This is a genomic window from Streptomyces sp. NPDC051738, from assembly GCF_044453205.1.
GTDB lineage: Bacteria > Actinomycetota > Actinomycetes > Streptomycetales > Streptomycetaceae > Streptomyces.
Genome location: NZ_JBITCM010000016.1, coordinates 222,045 through 240,496, shown reverse-complemented (window position 1 = coordinate 240,496; position 18,452 = coordinate 222,045). Strand labels below are relative to the sequence as shown.

At 71.5% G+C, this 18,452-nt stretch carries 16 protein-coding genes; 11 read left to right on the top strand and 5 right to left on the bottom strand.

The features are described 5' to 3' along the window. The first annotated feature begins 282 nt into the window (after window positions 1-282). From aceE to ACIA8X_RS33095, 3 genes are all read left to right on the top strand, one after another. Window positions 283-2,985, top strand: coding sequence for a pyruvate dehydrogenase (acetyl-transferring), homodimeric type (gene aceE / locus ACIA8X_RS33105; protein ID WP_393442262.1), 2,703 nt, complete (start codon window positions 283-285; stop codon window positions 2,983-2,985). A 101-nt stretch (window positions 2,986-3,086) separates the two neighbouring features. Beyond that, window positions 3,087-4,070 (top strand): helix-turn-helix transcriptional regulator, encoded by a 984-nt coding sequence (locus ACIA8X_RS33100; protein ID WP_399459836.1) that lies wholly within the window; start codon window positions 3,087-3,089, stop codon window positions 4,068-4,070. A gap of 140 nt (window positions 4,071-4,210) precedes the next feature. Continuing rightward, entirely contained in the window at window positions 4,211-4,729 is a 519-nt protein-coding gene (locus ACIA8X_RS33095) for a DUF4240 domain-containing protein (protein ID WP_393443229.1), read from the top strand. A 51-nt stretch (window positions 4,730-4,780) separates the two neighbouring features. Here the strand turns inward: ACIA8X_RS33095 and ACIA8X_RS33090 are convergent, their stop codons facing one another. Then, on the bottom strand, window positions 4,781-5,002 hold the full coding sequence (locus ACIA8X_RS33090) for a hypothetical protein (protein ID WP_399459835.1): 222 nt from the start codon (window positions 5,000-5,002) through the stop codon (window positions 4,781-4,783). A 210-nt stretch (window positions 5,003-5,212) separates the two neighbouring features. On the opposite strand from ACIA8X_RS33090, the gene ACIA8X_RS33085 reads away from it, so the two are divergent. After that, window positions 5,213-6,340, top strand: a complete 1,128-nt coding sequence (locus tag ACIA8X_RS33085; RefSeq protein ID WP_399459834.1) for a lipid II:glycine glycyltransferase FemX — start codon at window positions 5,213-5,215, stop codon at window positions 6,338-6,340. A 514-nt stretch (window positions 6,341-6,854) separates the two neighbouring features. Here ACIA8X_RS33085 and ACIA8X_RS33080 read toward each other — a convergent pair. Beyond that, on the bottom strand, window positions 6,855-7,616 hold the full coding sequence (locus tag ACIA8X_RS33080; RefSeq protein ID WP_393442255.1) for a peptidoglycan recognition protein: 762 nt from the start codon (window positions 7,614-7,616) through the stop codon (window positions 6,855-6,857). 1,024 nt (window positions 7,617-8,640) lie between these two features. Here ACIA8X_RS33080 and ACIA8X_RS33075 point away from each other — a divergent pair. After that, a complete protein-coding gene (locus ACIA8X_RS33075) occupies window positions 8,641-9,825 on the top strand; it encodes a MarP family serine protease (RefSeq protein ID WP_393442253.1) in 1,185 nt (394 codons plus the stop codon). Window positions 9,826-9,873: 48 nt separating this feature from the next. Here ACIA8X_RS33075 and ACIA8X_RS33070 read toward each other — a convergent pair whose 3' ends face one another. After that, entirely contained in the window at window positions 9,874-10,374 is a 501-nt protein-coding gene (locus ACIA8X_RS33070; protein ID WP_393442251.1) for a GNAT family N-acetyltransferase, read from the bottom strand. An 83-nt stretch (window positions 10,375-10,457) separates the two neighbouring features. Here ACIA8X_RS33070 and ACIA8X_RS33065 point away from each other — a divergent pair, with 83 nt between their 5' ends. Both ACIA8X_RS33065 and ACIA8X_RS33060 read left to right on the top strand, forming a co-directional pair. After that, complete coding sequence (locus ACIA8X_RS33065; protein ID WP_393442249.1) at window positions 10,458-11,363, top strand: TIGR01777 family oxidoreductase; 906 nt, start codon at window positions 10,458-10,460, stop codon at window positions 11,361-11,363. A 191-nt stretch (window positions 11,364-11,554) separates the two neighbouring features. Beyond that, on the top strand, window positions 11,555-12,937 hold the full coding sequence (locus tag ACIA8X_RS33060) for an NAD(P)/FAD-dependent oxidoreductase (protein WP_399459833.1): 1,383 nt from the start codon (window positions 11,555-11,557) through the stop codon (window positions 12,935-12,937). Window positions 12,938-13,065: 128 nt separating this feature from the next. Here ACIA8X_RS33060 and ACIA8X_RS33055 read toward each other — a convergent pair whose 3' ends face one another. Next, the gene (locus ACIA8X_RS33055) at window positions 13,066-14,502 is read right to left on the bottom strand and encodes a regulator (protein WP_399459832.1); all 1,437 of its coding nucleotides are present in this window, start codon (window positions 14,500-14,502) and stop codon (window positions 13,066-13,068) included. Between the two features lie 282 nt (window positions 14,503-14,784). Here ACIA8X_RS33055 and lipB point away from each other — a divergent pair, with 282 nt between their 5' ends. The 4 genes from lipB to ACIA8X_RS33035 all read left to right on the top strand — a co-directional run bounded on the left by lipB (window position 14,785) and on the right by ACIA8X_RS33035 (window position 17,870). Continuing rightward, the gene (gene lipB, locus ACIA8X_RS33050) at window positions 14,785-15,582 is read left to right on the top strand and encodes a lipoyl(octanoyl) transferase LipB (RefSeq protein ID WP_399459831.1); all 798 of its coding nucleotides are present in this window, start codon (window positions 14,785-14,787) and stop codon (window positions 15,580-15,582) included. A 105-nt stretch (window positions 15,583-15,687) separates the two neighbouring features. Further along, on the top strand, window positions 15,688-16,653 hold the full coding sequence (gene lipA, locus ACIA8X_RS33045; RefSeq protein ID WP_093908069.1) for a lipoyl synthase: 966 nt from the start codon (window positions 15,688-15,690) through the stop codon (window positions 16,651-16,653). Between the two features lie 258 nt (window positions 16,654-16,911). Next, complete coding sequence (locus ACIA8X_RS33040; protein ID WP_093908068.1) at window positions 16,912-17,112, top strand: hypothetical protein; 201 nt, start codon at window positions 16,912-16,914, stop codon at window positions 17,110-17,112. A 56-nt stretch (window positions 17,113-17,168) separates the two neighbouring features. Further along, the gene (locus ACIA8X_RS33035) at window positions 17,169-17,870 is read left to right on the top strand and encodes a DUF4191 domain-containing protein (protein ID WP_393442240.1); all 702 of its coding nucleotides are present in this window, start codon (window positions 17,169-17,171) and stop codon (window positions 17,868-17,870) included. A gap of 87 nt (window positions 17,871-17,957) precedes the next feature. On the opposite strand, the gene ACIA8X_RS33030 is transcribed toward ACIA8X_RS33035, so the two are convergent. Further along, entirely contained in the window at window positions 17,958-18,425 is a 468-nt protein-coding gene (locus ACIA8X_RS33030) for an RDD family protein (RefSeq protein WP_393442239.1), read from the bottom strand. Between the last annotated feature and the right edge of the window lie 27 nt (window positions 18,426-18,452).

Here is an 18,452-nt window from a genome sequence, read left to right as displayed (position 1 = left end):
GCGCGACCGCGCACGCCCTGAGCGCCACCCCGCTCATACGTATCCCCACCTGCGAAAACCCTTGGAGAACGCGGCACCCCGTGCCTGCCCGAAAGGCACCGCGTGCCGACTTTCTCGTGATCAAGAGGTTTTCGTCCTCAACCCTTTGATCGATCATCGATCAGCGAGCTATTGTCGCCGACGGACCTCCACCGAGGTCTCCGCCCTGTCCTGCCAAAGACCAAGGGCACCCCCGAACCCTTACCGATGAGGGAACCCCCTTCGACTGAGGAAGGCGGCGACATGACCGACCCCAACGCCATCCAGCCGAGCGCGCTCGACCAGCTCCCCGACCGGGATCCGGAGGAGACCGCCGAATGGCAGGCCTCGCTGGACGCGGTCGCCAAGGCGGCCGGTCCGCACCGCGCCGCATACCTGATGCGACGCACGCTGGAGCGTGCCGAGGGCACCGGCATCGCGCTGCCCAAGCTCCTCGAGACCGACTACGTCAACACCATCCCGACCGCCGCCGAGCCGTCCGTGCCCGGTGACGAGGCGATGGAAGCCCGTATCACCGCGTGGAACCGCTGGAACGCGGCCGCGATGGTGAGCCGGGGCAGCAAATACGGCGTCGGCGGCCACATCGCCACCTTCGCCTCCGCGGCCTGGCTCTACGAGACCGGCTTCAACCACTTCTTCCAGGGCAAGGAGCGGGACGGCTCCGGCGACCAGCTCTACATCCAGGGCCACGCCTCCCCCGGCATCTACGCCCGCGCCTTCCTCGACGGCCGGCTGAACGAGCAGCACCTCGACAACTTCCGCCGCGAGTCGGGCGGCGACGGCCTCCCGTCGTACCCGCACCCGCGCCGCCTCCCCTGGCTGTGGGAGTTCCCGACGGTGTCGATGGGCCTCGGCCCGCTGTCGGCCATCTACCAGGCCCGCTTCAACCGCTATCTCACCAACCGCGGCATCAAGGACGTCTCCGCCTCCCACGTGTGGGCGTTCCTCGGCGACGGCGAGATGGACGAGCCGGAGTCCACGGCGGCACTCGCCCTGGCCTCCCGCGAGGGCCTGGACAACCTGACCTTCGTCATCAACTGCAACCTGCAGCGCCTCGACGGCCCGGTCCGCGCCAACTTCAAGATCGTGCAGGAGCTGGAGGCCCAGTTCCGCGGCGCCGGCTGGAACGTCGTCAAGACGCTGTGGGGTACGGCGTGGGACGAGCTGTTCCAGCTCGACACCACCGGCGCGCTCGTACGCCGCCTGCGCGAGGTACCCGACGCGCAGGTGCAGACGTACCAGACCCGCGACGCCGCCTACATCCGCCAGGACTTCTTCGGCAAGGACCCGGCGCTCGTCGAGATGGCGAAGCTGCTGAGCGACGACAAGATCCTGGAGTGCTTCCATCTGTCGCGCGGCGGCCACGAGGCCCGCAAGGTGTTCGCGGCCTACAAGGCGGCCCTGGAGTTCAAGGGCGCGCCGACGGTCATCCTGGCCCAGACGGTCAAGGGCTTCACGCTCGGCGAGGGCTTCGCGTCCAAGAACGCCAACCACCAGATGAAGAAGCTCTCGGTGGACGAGTTCAAGAACATGCGCGACCTGCTGGAGCTGCCGATCTCGGACAGCCAGTTCGTCGACGGGGTCGTCCCCTACGGCCACCCCGGCGCCGACTCCCCCGAGGTCCGCTACCTCCAGGAGCGCCGCGCGGCCCTCGGCGGCCCGGCCCCGGCCCGCCGCACGCACGCGCTCGCCCCGCTGCCCGCCCCCGCCGAGAAGGCCTTCGCCTCCTTCGACAAGGGCTCCGGCACGCAGAACGTGGCCACCACGATGGCCTTCGTCCGCCTCATCAAGGACCTGGTCCGCGACAAGGAGACGGGCAAGCGCTGGGTGCCGATCGTGCCGGACGAGGCGCGCACCTTCGGTATGGAGTCGCTGTTCCCGTCCCTCGGGATCTACTCCCCCAAGGGCCAGACGTACGAGCCCGTCGACCGCGACCAGCTCATGTACTACAAGGAGGCCAAGAACGGCCAGATCCTCAACGAGGGGATCACCGAGGCCGGTTCGATGGCCGACTTCATCGCCGCGTCCACCGCGTACTCCACGCACGGCGAAGCGATGATCCCGTTCTACATCTTCTACTCGATGTTCGGCTGGCAGCGCACGGCCGACCAGATGTGGCAGCTCGGCGACCAGCTCGGCCGCGGCTTCCTCGTCGGCGCGACGGCCGGCCGTACGACGCTGACGGGCGAGGGCCTGCAGCACGCGGACGGTCACTCGCCGGTGATCGCGGCGACGAACCCCGCGGCGCTGACGTACGACCCGGCGTTCGCGTACGAGGTCGCGACGATCGTGCGCGACGGCCTGCGCCGGATGTACGGCGAGGCGGCCCAAGGTGAGGACCCGAACGTCTTCTACTACCTCACCGTCTACAACGAGCCGCTGCCGCAGCCCGCGAAGCCGGCCGGCCTCGGCATCGACGAGGGCATCGTCAAGGGCCTGTACCGCTTCAACACGGCGGAGTCGGCGGACCTGTCCCCGGCGGCGAACGCCCCGCGCATCCAGCTGCTGGGCTCCGGCACGGCGATCCACTGGGTGCTGGCGGCGCAGAAGCTGCTCGCCGAGGAGTGGGGCGTGGCGGCCGACGTCTGGTCGGCGACGTCCTGGACGGAGCTGCGCCGGGACGCCCTGGAGGCGGACGACGCGCTGCTGCGGGGCGAGGAGCGGGTGCCGTTCGTCCGTCAGGCGCTCCAGGGTGCCGAGGGCCCGGTGCTCGCGGTCTCCGACTACATGCGCCAGGTTCCCGACCAGATCGCGCAGTGGGTCGAGCAGGACTACTCCTCCCTCGGCGCCGACGGCTTCGGCCTCTCCGACACCCGCGTGGCGGCGCGCCGCCACTTCGGCGTCGACGCCGAGTCGATCGTCGTCGCGGCCCTGGCCCAGCTCGCGAAGCGGGGCGAGGTCAAGGCGACGGCGGTGAAGGAAGCGCGGGAGAAGTACGGGCTGTGACAGCCGACGCTCGGTGAACGCTCGATGAAGGGGTACGGCAACCGCCGTACCCCTTCATCGTTGTCGATGGCGTTGTCAGTGGGCCCCGGCATGATGGCCGTATGCGTGCTGCCCGGCTGATCAAGATGGTGCTGTTGCTCCAGTCCCAACCCTCCATGACCGCCGCCGAACTCGCGCGCGAGCTGGAGGTGTCCGAGCGGACCGTGACGCGGGACGCGCAGGCACTTTCGGAGGCCGGGGTTCCGGTGTACGCGGACCGGGGGCGGGCCGGCGGGTACCGGCTCATCGGGGGGTATCGGACCAGGCTCACGGGGCTCGGGCGCAGTGAGGCCGAGGCGTTGTTCCTCAGCGGTGTTCCGGGCGCCCTGCGGGAGATGGGGCTGGAGGACGCCGCGTCCGCCGCCCGGCTGAAGGTGTCGGCGGCCCTCATGCCCTCCCTGCGCGACGCCTCCCGTACGGCCGCCCAGCGGTTCCATCTCGACGCCCCGAACTGGTTCAAGGAACCGAAGACCCCCGAGCTGCTGCCGGCCGTCGCGGACGCGGTGTGGGACGACCGGCGGATCGTGGCCCGGTACAGACGCGGGGAGGGCGAGGTCCAGCGGCAGCTTGAGCCGTACGGGCTCGTGCTGAAGGCGGGGGTCTGGTACGTGTGCGCCCGCGTGGCGGGACACGGCTCGTACCGGGTCTACCGGATCGACCGGTTCACCGCCGTGGACGCCGTGGCCGCCGTGGACGCGCGGTTCGAGCGGGACGAGGAGTTCGATCTGCCGGGCTTCTGGGACGAGCGGGCGGAGCAGTTCGCGCGGTCCCTCCTGCGGGCCGAGGTCGTGGTGCGGGTGTCGCCGGGCGGTGCGCGCAGGTTGTCGTACGCCGTCGATCCGCAGTCCGCGCGGGAGGCGCTGGAGGCGGCCGGTGCGCCGGACGGGGACGGGTGGGTGACGGTGACCCTGCCGGTGGAGTCCGAGGAGGTAGCCCACTCCCAGCTGTCGATGCTCGGGCCCGAGGTCGAGGTACTGGCGCCGGAGGGGCTGAGGGCGCGTTTCGCGGGCGATGCGATACGGCTGGCGGAGCTGTATCGCACGTGACGTGTACGCATACGGCGTGAGTCAGGCGGTTTGTCGCCGTGCCGGGCCGCGCACGGGCCGTGCGGCCATGACAATCCGCTATAACAATCCGCCCCACTCCACGTGCGCCCCACCCGCCCAGGGCCGATGCTTGACCCGTGATGGACGAGACGGAGTTCTGGGAGCTGATCGACGGAACCAGGGAGGCCGCCGAGGGCGACCCCGAGGAGCAGGCCGACCTGCTGGTGGACCGGCTCCTGGCCCTGGACCCGGAGATGATCCTGGACTTCGCGCGTCACTTCGAGGCCCGCTACAACCGCGCGTACGCCTGGGACCTCTGGGCCGCCGCCTGGGTCCTGCTGGACGGGGCCAGCGACGACGCGTTCGACTTCTTCCGATGCTGGCTGATCGGCCAGGGCCGCGAGGTGTACGAGGGCGGTGTGCACGACCCCGACTCGCTCGCCGACCTGCTGGACGACTTCGACGAGGAGTTCGACGGCGACGCCGAGGAACTCGGTTACGCGGCCGACGAGGCCTACGAACAGCTCACCGGCACCGTCGCCCCCGACCTCGGCATCCCGCCCGCGCCCGGGGAACCGGTGGGCACGCCCGTCGACTTCGAGAACGAGCGGGCGCTGGCGGAGCGGTTGCCCAAACTCTGGGAGCGGTTCAAGGACTGATCCTCGGGCCTCAAGGGCTGATGGGCTGCTGAAGTGCTGAAGGGCTGATCCTCAGGCCACGGCTGCACGCCTGCGGCTCGGTTCCGACGGGATGTACGCCTGGGTCTGCTCGGCCTTCACCGCCTGGTACATCGGCGCCTTGTTGGCCTGGTCGAGCGCGGACGCCGTGACGGCGGCCGGGCCGAGGACGACGGTCGCGACCGCGCAGACCACCGTCCAGACGCGCGCGCTGCTGGTACCCCTGCTGCTGCTGTTGTTACCGCTGCTGCTCATGATCCCCACCTCCGGTCAGTGCGTGTGCATGACGATAGGGAGGCCGCCTCGGCGCGATCCTTGAATCGGCTACGAGAAACCTGTGAGGCCGAGGGCGGGCACGCACACGCGGAGTTCCGGTGTCCGTCGGCCGCCGTTAACCCGTGCACTCTTGACCGATCCGGTGATCCCCGGATTACGGTGGCCGCCCCGACCAGGAGCACCCTGCCCATGACCAGCCTGTTCGTGCGGGAGATACCGCGCGCGGAACACCTCGCCCATCTGCGGCGGTATCCCGACGCGAGCCATCTCCAGATCCCCGAGTGGGGCGATGTGAAGCCCGGCTGGCTGCCGGAGAGCGTCGGCTGGTTCGAGGGCGAGGAGATGATCGCGACGGCGCTGGTGCTGTACCGGCCGCTCCCCGGGACCCGGCGCTATCTCGCCTACCTCCCCGACGGGCCCGCGATCGACTGGCGTGCTCCGCGCCTGGAGCGGTGGCTGGACCCGCTCGTCGCCCACCTGAAGCGGATCGGCGCGTTCGCTGTCCGGATCGGGCCGTCCCTCGTCGTACGGCACTGGGACGCGGACACCGTGGCTGCGGGCATCGCCGACCCCGACGTACGCCACCTCCACGATCTGCCGACGGCCGGCATCGACGGCTACGCGCTCGACGTCGCGGAACGGCTGGGGCGGCTCGGGTGGCGGCGGTGCGCGGAGGACGACGGGAGCGGTTTCGGGCTCGGTCAGCCGCGCTACGGCTGTGAGATCCCGTTGGCGGGACGCTCGGTGGACGAGCTGCGCGGCGCCCTCGCCCCGCACTGGGAACAGTCACTGCGGACGGCCGAGGCGTCGGGCGTCCGGGTCTCCTGGGGCTCGGCCGCCGACCTGCCCGAGTTCTACCGCCTGTACACCGCGACCGCCGCCCACGACGGCTTCAAGGCCCGCCCGCTGGATTACTTCCTGCGCATGTGGCAGGCCCTGAACGCCGAGGACGACGACCGGCTGCGGCTCTATCTCGCCGAATACGACGGCGAGGTGCTCTCCGCGGCCCTCATGATCAGCGTCGGCTCCCGTGTCTGGCACTCGTACGCCGCGTCCGGCCGCCGGGGGCGCCAACTGCGGCCCAGCAGCGCGCTGTTGTGGCGCATGCTGCTCGACGCCCGGGCATCGGGCGCCGAGACGTACGACCTGCGCTCCATCACCCCCTCCCTCACCGAGGACCGGCTGCTCGGCCGACTCCGCTTCAAGACGGGGACGGGCGGCCGGGCGGTGGAGTACCTCGGGGAGTGGGAGCTGCCGGTGGGGAGCCAGGGGAAGGTGTTGCAGCGGGCGTTGGGGGTCTATCTCGGGCGCAGGTGATGTGGGGGCGGTGGTGGCACTGGGAGTGTCGGGGGACGCCGGGGGCGCTGGGGGCGCTGGCGGTGCCGGGGGGACGCCGGGAGGCGCTGGGGGACGCCGAGGGCGCGGGGCGACGCCGAGGAACGCCGGTGACGCCGAGAGCGCCGGGCGACGCCGGTGATGCTGGGGGGACGCCGCTGACGCGGGGGGCTCTGGTGGCACTGGCGGTGCCGGGGGACCGCGGGGGCGCTGAGGACCGCCGAGAGCGCCGGGCGACGCCGAGGAACGCCGGTGACGCCGAGAGCGCCGGGCGACGCCGGTGATGCTGGGGGGACGCCGCTGACGCGGGGGGGGCTCTGGTGGCACTGGCGGTGCCGGGGGACCGCGGGGGCCCTGAGGAACGCCGAGAGCGCCGGGCGACGCCGAGGAACGCCGGTGACGCCGAGAGCGCCGGGCGACGCCTGTGACGCCGGGGGACGCCTGTGACGCCGGGGGACGCCGCTGACGCCGGGGGCGCAGGCGAGGCGGGCGGGGCTCATGGCCGTTGCGCTACCACCGTGTTTCGGCCCTGGAGATGTGCCGCCAGTTGTCTGATCTCGGGGAGGCGGGCGGTGAGGGCGGCGCCCGGGCAACTGGTCATGTAGCCGTCGTCATGGCCGGCCAGGGCGGGGAGCGTGGCGGTACTGCCGGAGGCGTAGCGGCTGAGGCTGTTGCTGGACGTCAGGCGGACTTTCGCGCGCGGGTCCGTGTCGGACAGCCCCAGCTTCCACGCGGCCAGCGCGGCGATCGCCTCGGTCATCGCCTTCGGTACCTCGACACCGGCCGTGAAGGTGCCGAGGGCGGCGATGCCGGTGGTGCGGTGGTTGAAGCCCTGGGTGTGGGCGCCGGTGACGGGACGGTCGACGCCGCCCGCGCGGCCCTCGTAGATCGTGCCGCAGCGGTCGACGAGGAAGTTGTAGCCGATGTCGTCCCAGTGCCGGGAGCCGGTCTGGCCGGCGTAGAGGTAGCGGATGATGCGGGGCGCGTCGGCGCAGTCGTAGCCGTTGGGCGAGTCGGTGTGATGGACGAAGACGGCGACGACGCCGTCGTCGTAGCGCGGGGGCGGCTGCGCATGCCGGGTGTCCTCGTCCAGCCAGGCCGCCCTCGGCACGATGTCCGGCCGGGGCGCCTGATACGAGGCGACCTGCCGCGCCACGACCGCCCCCTGCCCACCCGCCGCGACCGTACGCTCCACCCCGCTCGCACACAGCACCAACGCGAGGAAGGCGGCCAGTCCGGGGAGACAGCCGAGGAGCACGAGGAGGGCGGTGGGGATGGGGCGACCTGTGAAGGGCCGGGGCCGTGGGCGGAGGCGGTGACCGGTGAGGGCCCGGGGCGCGGTGGCTCGGAAGCGTCGGGCGACGGAAGGCTTGAGCCGAGGCCGGAAGCGCCGGGCGACGGGAGTCTCGGGCCGGAATCGGAAGCGCCGACCGGCGGGAATCCCGGGCCGCGACCGGAAACGTCGGCCGGTGGGGGACGGCGGCCCGGGACGGGGGTGCCGGGCAGCCGCGGGTTGCAGCCGGGCTCTGCGCTGCCCGCCAGCTGAAGGCCGCGGCCGACTGGGGAAACGCCGATCGGCGGAAGCCTCGGAACGCGACCGGAAACGCCGACCGGAGAAGGACGACAGCCCAGGGCGGGAGCGCCGGACAGCGGGTTGCAGCCGCGTTCTACGCTGCCCGCCAACTGAAGGCCGCGCTCGGGATCGCCGGCTCCGGGGATGCGGCGCTTCCGAGTCCCTCGCCGCCCGCGCGGCCCCCGCCTCGCGCGCCGCCCCCTCTACGTGCCCCGCTCCCGACCCGCGCCCAGCTTCCTCACCCTGCTCCGCGCCCCGTTCAAGCGCGGCCTCCCTCACTGGCTCCACGCCCGCGCTGTCCCCGTCCCGTTCCACCCCCGCACCACGCACAGCCCCGTCCACCCCCGCCACGCCACTACTCGCCCCCATCGCTCCCGACGCGCCACCCACCTGCTCCGCCTCCGCGTCCGCCCCCGTCACCCCCCATATCCGCGCAGCCCAAGGCATTCGCACGGCACGTGGTCTCCGTCTCCCCCGTGTTCTCCGGAAGACCCGTCGGGTGACCCGTCGGAAGGCAGGCATGGACCTACTGTCCGACGGATCAGGTCCGCCCGCGATGTGTGGTGTGCCACCCGGTGGAACCATCGTCCTGGTCCGGGGCGTTTCTCCAGGTGCACGCAGCGTGGCCGGTTTCGGGCGGCGCGTGTGCGTGTGCTGATCAACGGGCGCCTCGCGCGCGTACTAAGGGGTCCGAGAGAAAGGCGGCTCCGTGGACCTGCTCGACATCCTGCTGTTGCTGGTCGTCCTGGCCTACGCGGCATCCGGCTACCGGCGCGGACTGGTGGCCGGCTGCGTCTCGCTGGCCGGCTTCGTGGGCGGCGCGGTGATCGGCGTATGGATCCTGCCGTGGATGATGGACCTGGTCACACCGGGTACGACCCAGGCGACGGTCACGGCGGTGCTCACGGTGCTGGTCCCGGCCGTGGTGGTGCACGAGCTGGCGGGGCGGCTGGCGCTGCGACTGCGCCGGGAGCTGGACCGGGGACCGCTCAGGGTGGCCGACGGGGTCGGCGGGGCCGTGGCCAACTCGGTGGCCGTGCTGATCGTGTCGTGGGTGGCGGCGAGCGTCCTCGCCGCGTCCTCCTCCCCGCTGCTCACCTCGGCGATCCGGGACTCCCGGCTGCTCGGCACGGTGCAGGGCGCGATGCCGGACACCACCCCGGCCTGGTTCTCCCGGGCCACCTCCGCCCTCACCGAGGCGGGCTTCCCGCAGGTCTTCAACCCGTTCGAGAACGAGTCGACGGCCGAGGTAGCCAAGCCCACCGGCGACAGCGTCACGTCGGCCGCGACGAACGCCGCCAAGCGCAGCACCGTCAAGATCGAGGGCGTCTCGGGCACCCAGGGCCGCGAGGGCAGCGGCTTCGTCTACGCCCCGCGGCACGTGATGACCAACGCCCACGTGGTGGCCGGCATCGACGAGCCCAGCGTCCGTATAGGCGGGGTCGGGCGGTCGTACGAGTCACGGGTGGTCCTCTTCGATCCGGAGCGGGACGTGGCCGTGCTCTACGTGCCCGATCTGCGCGCCCCCGTCCTGCGGTTCGACGACGACGCCGACCGCGGCGACTCAGCCGTCGTCGCGGGCTACCCGGAGGACGGCGACCTGAACCTCCAGGCGGCGACGGTCGCGAACCGCGTGCGCGCGACCGGCCAGAACATCTACAACGACGACACCGTCACCCGCGAGATCTACTCGATCCGCTCCACCGTCCGCCCCGGCAACTCCGGCGGTCCGCTGCTGACCACCGACGGCAAGGTGTTCGGCGTCGTCTTCGCCCGCTCCACCTCCGACGACGAGACCGGCTACGTCCTGACGGCGGACGAGGTCGCCGCCGACGCGAAGCGCGCGGCCGACGCGACGGCGCCCGTGGACACGGGGGATCTCATCTCGTCCTGACGGCCCGCCCTCACGGCCCGCCCTGACGTCACCTCCCGCGGTGAGCGCTCAGAGCCGCTGCCCCATGATCACGTCGTCCACGTACCGACCGCCCAGGAAGAATTCCTCCGGCAGCACCCCCTCCACCACGAACCCCTCGGACTCGTACAGCTTGCGCGCCGGCGTGTTGTGGCCCAGGACGCGCAGGGTGAGACGCCGGGCGCCCCTGCGCCGGGCCTCCTCGACGGCCGCGCGGATCAGGGCCCGCCCGACGCCCAGTCCACGCGCCTCGTCGGCGACGGCGAGCCCCTGGATCTGCCGCACATGCGCGTTGGCCGCGAGCGGAGTGGGGAAGCCCAGTCGGACGAAGCCGACGATGCGGCGGTCCAGCTCGGCGACCAGATGGTCGTCGGGGGCGTGGCGCTCGTCGAAGAACGGCGGGTAGGGCGGCCGCGGCTGCGGCATGACCGCGTGTAGGTACGACCATGTGCGGCGGTCGAGGAGGGACAGCTCCTCCTCGTCGTCCGGCAGGGCGATGCGTATGTACGGCGACTGGTAGAGCTGCGGCATGAGCGCCACCCTAAATCTCGGGCACCGAAACCCGACCGGGGTCTTGTCCGGGGTCTTATGTGGTCAGAGGCAGGATGGGGTTTATGGAACATTCAAGAATCGCCGTCGCCGGATCCTCCGGCCTCATCGGCAGCGCCCTCGTGACGTCCCTGCGCGCCGACGGGCATGAGGTGGTGCGGCTGGTGCGCCGCGCACCCATGTCCAAGGACGAGGTGCGGTGGGATCCGGAGGCCGGGTCCGTGGACGCGGCGGGGCTCGCCGGATGCGACGCGGTGGTCAATCTGGCCGGGGCCAACGTGGGTTCGCGCCGCTGGACGGAGGCGTACAAGGCGAAGCTGCGGAGCGGCCGGGTGCTGGGCACGACGGCTCTCGCGAAGGCCATGGCGTCGCTGCCGCCCGAGGAGCGCCCGCGGGTCTTCGTCAACGGCAGCGCGATCGGCTACTACGGCGAGACCGGCGAGCGGCCCGTCGACGAGAGCGCGCCGCCCGGGGAGGGCTTCCTGCCCTCGCTGGTGGTCGACTGGGAGGGCGCCGCGCTGCCCGCGCAGGAGGCGGGCGTACGGACGGTGTTCACGCGCACGGGGCTCGTGGTGGCCCGCAAGGGCGGGGCCTGGGGGCGGCTGTTCCCGCTGTTCAAGGCCGGACTCGGCGGGCGGATGGGGAACGGGCGGCAGTACTGGTCCTTCGTCTCGCTGCACGACGAGGTGGCCGCCATCCGGCATCTGATCGACCGGGACGACCTGTCGGGCCCGTTCAATGTGACCGCCCCGCATCCGCTGACGAACCGTGAGATCACCGCGGCGATGGGGCGTGTGCTGCACCGGCCGACCCTCTTCGCGGTTCCGGCGCCGGTGCTGCGGGCCGTGCTCGGCGAGATGGCCGGGGACGTGCTCGGCAGCCAACGGGTGCTGCCCGCACGGCTGTTGGAGTCGGGGTTCACCTTCGCGTTCCCGGAGGTCGAGGGGGCGATCCGGGCGGCGTCGGAGTAAAGGGCGATCCGCAGCCGGGTAAGGGAAGGCTCCGCTCCGTGTCCGTATGCGACCACTGTGCGACCGTGCTCTGTCGATGCGCGACTGTTCCTGACCGATCACGGCCCTAACCTCGTCCCGAACTCGGGTATCTCCGGAGCCCGTTGGGGGCATGACGTCTCCACCGGCCGCGCAACCTCGAGGAGGGGCACGTGCTTGAGCCCGCGTACCAGGCGGACGTCGTCATCGTGGGAGCCGGGGTCGCCGGACTCTCCGCGGCGCATCGACTGACCAGCGCAGGAGTAACGACCGCGGTACTGGAGGCCGCCCCCTACGCGGGCGGCCGAATGTCGACCGAGAAGATCGACGGGTTCCGGCTCGACCGGATCGGCCAGCTCCTGTCGACCTCGTATCCCGAACTTCGCCTGACACCAGGGCTCGACGCACTCGCGCTGCGCCCCTTCGCGCCCGGTGTCCTGCTGCACAGTGACGGACGACGACACCGCGCGGGCGCCGTACCGATCTCGCTGAGCACGAGGCGCGCGAGGGGCGCACTCCACGCGGTACGCGCCCTGGCGAGCGCCCCTCGGTCGACGTCCTTATGGAGCGTTCCGGGGCAGACGACCCTGCCGAGGGTGCGCGCGAGCGCCCCGCTCGGCACCGCCGTCGACCAGGCCCGGCTCGGTGCCGCGCTCGCCCGCCTCGCCTCCGCGCCCGTCGAACGGCTGCTGGCCCGCCCCGAGTCGCCGGCCGCGCAGGCCCTCGCCGAGCGGGGCCTCCCCGCGCGGACGATCGACGGCTTCCTGCGCCCCCTGCTCGCCGCTCTGCTGTGCGACCCGGAGCTGACGACGTCCAGCCGATGCGCGGACCTCGCGCTGCGCGCCTTCGCGAGCGGGCGGCTGTGCGTGCCCGAGGGCGGCGCCGAGGCGCTACCGGAGCTGCTGGCGCGAGCGCTGCCGACGGGCACCGTGCACACCGGCGTGCGGGTCACGTCGGTCGCCACGACGTCGGTGACCACGGCGGAGCACGGCGAGATACGGTGCCGGGCCGTACTGCTGGCGACGGACGCGCGCACCGCCGCCGAGCTGCTGCCGGGCCTGCGCGTACCGGACTTCCACCCGGTGACGGTCATCCACCACACGACCGACGAACCGCCCGCGACCGGCGCCTCGCTCCTGCTCGACGCCGACCGGGGCGGCCCGGTCGCGCACACGGCGGTGACCAGCCAGGTCGACCCGACCCGCGCACCCGCGGGCCGGGCCCTGATCTCCTCGACGGTCCTGGGCACACCGCCGCCCGACATCGACACGGCCGCACGGATGCACCTGTCCCGCCTCTACGGCACCTCCACGACGCGCTGGGAGACGCTCGCCGTGCACCACACCCCCGAGGCCGTCCCGGCGATGCGCCCACCCCACGACCTGCGCCGCCCCGTACGCCTGATGGCGGGCCTGTACGTGTGCGGCGACCACCGGGACACCAGCACGGTCCAGGGCGCCCTCCACTCGGCCCACCGCGCCGCGTCGGCGATCCTGACGGACCTGGGAGCGGCGGGCTCACTGAACAGGGCGGAACCGTTACGAGCGGCGGCATAAGGCGACGGGGCGCCCCGCGCCCCTTCAGGGGCGCGGGGCTGTGTCGATATGCGGCTCCGCCGCGTGGGCGCGACCAGCCACAACGAAGCCGCAAGGGGCATACATCCGGTCGGAGTTACGGCGCTGCCCTATCCGAATGCCGCGACCTTGTCGCGATACCCCCGCACCGGCGCCGCATCCCGATACGGCTCCAACCTCCGCTCGAAATCCTTGACGTACTCGATCGCCCGCACCGACCGCATCTCCGCGGCAGCACCCGCGGCCTCCGCACCCAGCGCACAGGCCTGATCGAGCTCACCGAGCCCAAGGCGCGCAGAGGCGAGGACAACACGGCAGAACAACCGACTCCGGGCATACACCGGCGCACGCAGCTGCAACGACCGCTCCGCATGCTGAGCCGCCGCGCGAAACTGCTGCAGATCCCGGTGACAGTGCCCGAACTCGTCGGCGAGCTGCGCCTCTTCGAAGAACCGCGCCCAGTACGGCACATCATCGCCGGGGCGCCCCGCTTCGAGGGCGCGTTCGGCCCGCACGAGGGAGGCCGTACAGGCGCGCACCTCGCCGAGTACGCCGTGCCCGCGCGCCTCGCACGCGTGCAGCAGGGCCTGCACAACCGGCGGCGCGCTGGTCCCCACGCCCTGCTGGGCCACCCGCGCGAGCTGGACGGCCTCGCGGCCGTGCCCGAGGTAGACGGCCTGGCGGCTCATGGTGACCAGGACGTAGGAGCCGTACGCCCGGTCCCCGGCCGCCTGCGCGAGGCGCAGCGACTGCACGAAGTAGCGCTGGGCGAGACCGTGCGCCGCGATGTCGTACGACGTCCAGCCCGCGAGCCGGGTCAGGTCCGCGGCGGCGGCGAACAGCTGGCGGCCGGTCTGCTCGCCGTACGTGCCGCGCAGCATCGGCTCGCACTCGTGCTCCAGGTAGCGCACGAGGGCCTGCCGGGCGTGGCCGCCGCCGTACTTGTCGTCGAGGGAGCGGAACAGCTCGCCGACCGAGCGCAGCGCGGCGATGTCGCCGCCGGTGACCTTCTGCCCGGGCCCCCGCTCGGCCTGGCCGCGCTGGCGGGGCACGGTCGGGCGGCCCTGGGTCGGGATGCGGGTGAGCGGCTCGCCGCGGGCGACCTTCTCGTCGGCGCGGCCGATCAGCCAGTCCCGGCTGGGCACGACGAGGCCGGCCGGGGTGAAGGCGATCTTGCGGAGCTCGGCATGGCTGCCGGAGTCCTTGCGCCACAGGCCGCTGATGATGTCGACGGCCTCCTCGGGGGTCGCGGCGAACTCCAGCCCCGCGTACACCGGCGCGCAGGCGTCGAGGCCGAGGTCCTGGGCGGTGAGCCGGCGCCCCAGACGCCGGGTGAAGACCTCGGCGATGAGGGCCGGGGTCGTGCCGCGCGGCTGCTGCCCGCGCAGCCAGCGGGTGACCGAGGTCTTGTCGTATCTGAGATCAAGCCCGTGTTCGAGGCCGAGCTGGTCCACTCGGCGGGCGAGACCCGCGTTGGAGAATCCCGCTTCTGCGATGAGCGCGGCGAGCTGTCGGTTGGGAGTGCGCTGCGCGGGTCGTTCCGTCATCTGCGGTGCGGTCTCCTGCCTTTCGGGCCTCGCAAAGCCATACGGCGGCCGAGTGCCCGGATTGCCGGTGAGCTGCCCTTTTGGCCTCTCGAACGGCGCGAATGTAGCGGAGAGTAAGCAGTCGATCGCACATTTCGCCGCCTATTCATCCGATCGTGTGAGGATTGCCCTACTGGGCTGACGCGGGCCGGGGGGCATCACCCGAACGAGCCGGTCGTACAGTGGCGTAGGCACGCTTTGTGCCTTACGAGCTGCCAGGGCACTTCGAGGGAGGCGCTTGCCGTGAGTGAGTTGCGGTTCGTCCGGGTCGGATTCGGTGCGGACGCCGTCGAGTACCAGGAGGCGTGGGACGAGCAGCGCCGGGTGCACGCGGCGCGGTTCCAGGACGAGATCCCCGACACGGTCCTGCTGCTCGAACACCCCCCGGTCTACACGGCGGGCCGGCGCACGGCGGACAACGAGCGGCCCCTGGACGGCACGCCGGTCATCGACGTGGACCGCGGCGGCAAGATCACCTGGCACGGCCCGGGCCAGCTGGTCGGCTACCCGATCCAGAAGCTCCCGCGTCCCGTGGACGTCGTGGCGCACGTACGGCGCCTGGAGGAGGCCCTGATCCGCACCTGTGCGGAGTTCGGCCTGGAGACGACCCGCGTGGAGGGCCGGAGTGGCGTGTGGGTCCTGGGCGACCCGGTGGAGCAGCGCCCCGCCCTCGGCGGTCTCGCCCTGGACTTCGACCCGCGGCTCACCGACGACGAGTTCGACCCGCGCCTGAACGGCCCCGAGTACGCGCCCTCCAACGCCGGCCAGCGGCGCGAGGACCGCAAGATCGCGGCGATCGGGATCCGGGTCGCGAAGGGCGTCACGATGCACGGCTTCGCGCTCAACGTGAACCCGGACAACAAGTGGTTCGACCGCATCATCCCGTGCGGCATCCGGGACGCGGGCGTCGCCTCCCTGGCCGCCGAGCTCGGCCGGGACATCACGATCGACGAGGTGCTGCCGGTCGTCGAGCGGCACCTGAGGGACGTACTGGAGAACGCGGAACCGAAGCCGCGGGAGATCGAGACGGCTGCCGTCTGAGACCGGGAATGAGCCCTCGGCCGACAGGGTTGGCCTGACCGCAGGGCTCAGTAAACACGGGCGTACCCTGGTGTACGCCGACGAATCGAAGCACAGGGAGCCGACGTGTCCGCAGTCTCACCGGACGGACGCAAGATGCTGCGCCTGGAGGTCAGGAACGCCCAGACCCCCATCGAGCGCAAGCCCGAGTGGATCAAGACCCGGGCGAAAATGGGTCCCGAGTACACCAAGATGCAGAGTCTCGTGAAGAGCGAGGGCCTGCACACGGTCTGCCAGGAAGCCGGCTGCCCCAACATCTACGAGTGCTGGGAGGACCGCGAGGCGACCTTCCTCATCGGTGGCGACCAGTGCACCCGGCGCTGCGACTTCTGCCAGATCGACACCGGCAAGCCCGAGGCGCTCGACCGTGACGAGCCGCGCCGCGTCGGCGAGTCCGTGGTCACCATGGACCTGAACTACGCCACCATCACCGGCGTCGCCCGCGATGACCTGGAGGACGGCGGCGCCTGGCTGTACGCCGAGACCGTGCGCCAGATCCACCAGCAGACCGCCGGCCGCGAGGGCGGCCACACCAAGGTCGAGCTGCTCGCGCCCGACTTCAACGCCGTCCCGGAGCTGCTCCAGCAGGTCTTCGAGTCGCGCCCCGAGGTCTTCGCGCACAACGTCGAGACGGTGCCGCGGATCTTCAAGCGCATCCGCCCCGGCTTCCGTTACGAGCGCTCCCTGAAGGTCATCACCGAGGCCCGCGACTTCGGCCTGGTGACCAAGTCCAACCTGATCCTCGGCATGGGCGAGACCCGCGAGGAGGTCAGCGAGGCGCTCAAGCAGCTGCACGACGCGGGCTGCGAGCTGGTCACCATCACGCAGTACCTGCGCCCGAGCGTCCGCCACCACCCCGTGGAGCGCTGGGTCAAGCCGCAGGAGTTCGTGGAGCTGAAGGACGAGGCCGACCAGATCGGCTTCTCCGGCGTGATGTCCGGGCCGCTGGTGCGCTCCTCGTACCGCGCCGGACGGCTGTACCAGATGGCCGTCGAGAAGCGTGGTGCCTACGTCGCGTCGCAGGCCGTCTGATGGCACGGAGTGCCACCGCGCGCGTGTGAATCCGCGCACAAGCAACTACCCCTCGGTAAAGACCCGTTGACGCGGCTCTGAGGCGTCCCCGCAGATGGGGGCGCTATCAGGGCCGCGTCAAGAGTTTGGGCCCGCGCATTAAGGCTTCATTGGTGTTTGACCGGTCGGTCACGCCCTGGTAACACCAATCAGTGACCCTGGTTGTACACCCCGTGCACCACTCACCAAAGCCGCCGATCCCGAGGGGGGACCTCCACCATGCAGGCCGCGCCGGTTCGCGCCACCGCCATTCCGTCGTTCACCACTGCACTCCGTGCCGTCGAGTCACTGCTGATGAGCAGCGGCCAGCGCACCGCCCGTCGCAACGCCTGGACGTCCGTACTGGAGGACCGCCGTCGCGCCAAGGACCGGGTCGAGGCCCAGCGCGTCCTGGACCAGGCCACCTCCGTCCACCCCTGACCCCCTCCTGGACACTGCCGTCGTCGGCGCTCCCGAGGCCACGTAGACTGCGTGGCATGGCGAGGAAGGACACGGCAGCGGACGCTGCGAACCCCGGGCGACTCAAGCAGATCGCTCTGACCTACAAGATGACCCGCAGGGCCGACAAGAAGATCGGTCTTGTACTCGCGGCTGTCGGAATCGTCACCTTCGGTGTCTTCCTCGCGATCGGTTTCTTGATCGGTCACCCCATCTATCTCGGCATCCTGGGCCTGCTGCTCGCCTTCCTCGCGTCGGCGATCGTGTTCGGGCGCCGGGCCGAGCGGGCCGCCTTCGGGCAGATGGAGGGCCAGCCGGGCGCAGCCGCGGCCGTGCTGGACAACATCGGCCGAGGCTGGACGACGACACCCGCGGTGTCGATGAACCGCAGCCAGGACGTGGTCCACCGGGCCGTCGGCAAGGCCGGCATCGTGCTGGTCGCCGAGGGCAACCCGAACCGGGTGAAGAGCCTGCTGGCCGCCGAGAAGAAGAAGATGAACCGCATCGTCGCGGACGTGCCGGTGCACGACCTGATCGTGGGCACGGGCGAGGGCCAGGTCGGGCTGAAGAAGCTGCGGACCACCATGCTGAAGCTCCCGCGCGTGCTGACCGGCCCCCAGGTGACCGCCACCAACGACCGGCTCAAGGCCATGGGCGACCTGATGAGCAACATGCCGTTGCCGAAGGGCCCCATGCCGAAGGGCATGAAGCTGCCGAAGGGCGGGCCGAAGGCTCGCTGACCTGCCTCGTACGAGAAAGGGGGCGCCCGGATCACTCCGGGCGCCCCCTTCGTCGTACGAGTGCTGGACGCGTTCGTCCTACGCGTACTAGATGCGCACTTCCACGGTCCCCGCCAGCCGGTCGTGCAGACCGCGGCCGTCGCGGTCCCAGATCAGGGCGGGGATCGCGACGCACAGCAGGGCCGTGCGCAGTAGGGCGCGCAGCGGGTTCACGGTGCCGGTTTCGAGGACGACCACGCGGAGGCCGAAGAGTCGCTTACCCGGAGTGAACCCGATGGTGCCGACGGTCAGGGCGCTCATCAGGAAGAAGACGAGCAGGGCCCAGTTTCCGGTCGCCTGGTCGTAGCCGTCGGTGATCAGACCGTATGCGATCAAGAGGCAGAAGCCCCAGTCGACTGCGAGTGCCCCGAGCCGTCGTCCCGGCCGGGCGATGGAGCCCGGCCCCTCCTCCGGAAGGCCCAGTTGCTGACCCCTGTATCCGAAGTCGACACCGGCTTCCTCGGCTGCGGCGCGGGGGCCCGAGAGCCAGGATCCGATTGCTTGCCTCTTGTCCACGCGTCCACGGTACTGTGCCCGTTTTGC

Excerpts from the sequence above, each read along its gene's own strand:
- ACIA8X_RS33065 (WP_393442249.1), top strand. The coding sequence starts at position 10,458 with ATGGAACATTCAAGAATCGCCGTCGCCGGATCCTCCGGCCTCATCGGC.
- ACIA8X_RS33055 (WP_399459832.1), bottom strand. The coding sequence starts at position 14,502 with ATGACGGAACGACCCGCGCAGCGCACTCCCAACCGACAGCTCGCCGCG.
- ACIA8X_RS33100 (WP_399459836.1), top strand. The coding sequence starts at position 3,087 with ATGCGTGCTGCCCGGCTGATCAAGATGGTGCTGTTGCTCCAGTCCCAA.
- ACIA8X_RS33085 (WP_399459834.1), top strand. The coding sequence starts at position 5,213 with ATGACCAGCCTGTTCGTGCGGGAGATACCGCGCGCGGAACACCTCGCC.
- ACIA8X_RS33040 (WP_093908068.1), top strand. The coding sequence starts at position 16,912 with ATGCAGGCCGCGCCGGTTCGCGCCACCGCCATTCCGTCGTTCACCACT.
- ACIA8X_RS33090 (WP_399459835.1), bottom strand. The coding sequence starts at position 5,002 with ATGAGCAGCAGCGGTAACAACAGCAGCAGCAGGGGTACCAGCAGCGCG.
- aceE (WP_393442262.1), top strand. The coding sequence starts at position 283 with ATGACCGACCCCAACGCCATCCAGCCGAGCGCGCTCGACCAGCTCCCC.
- ACIA8X_RS33095 (WP_393443229.1), top strand. The coding sequence starts at position 4,211 with ATGGACGAGACGGAGTTCTGGGAGCTGATCGACGGAACCAGGGAGGCC.
- ACIA8X_RS33035 (WP_393442240.1), top strand. The coding sequence starts at position 17,169 with ATGGCGAGGAAGGACACGGCAGCGGACGCTGCGAACCCCGGGCGACTC.
- ACIA8X_RS33070 (WP_393442251.1), bottom strand. The coding sequence starts at position 10,374 with ATGCCGCAGCTCTACCAGTCGCCGTACATACGCATCGCCCTGCCGGAC.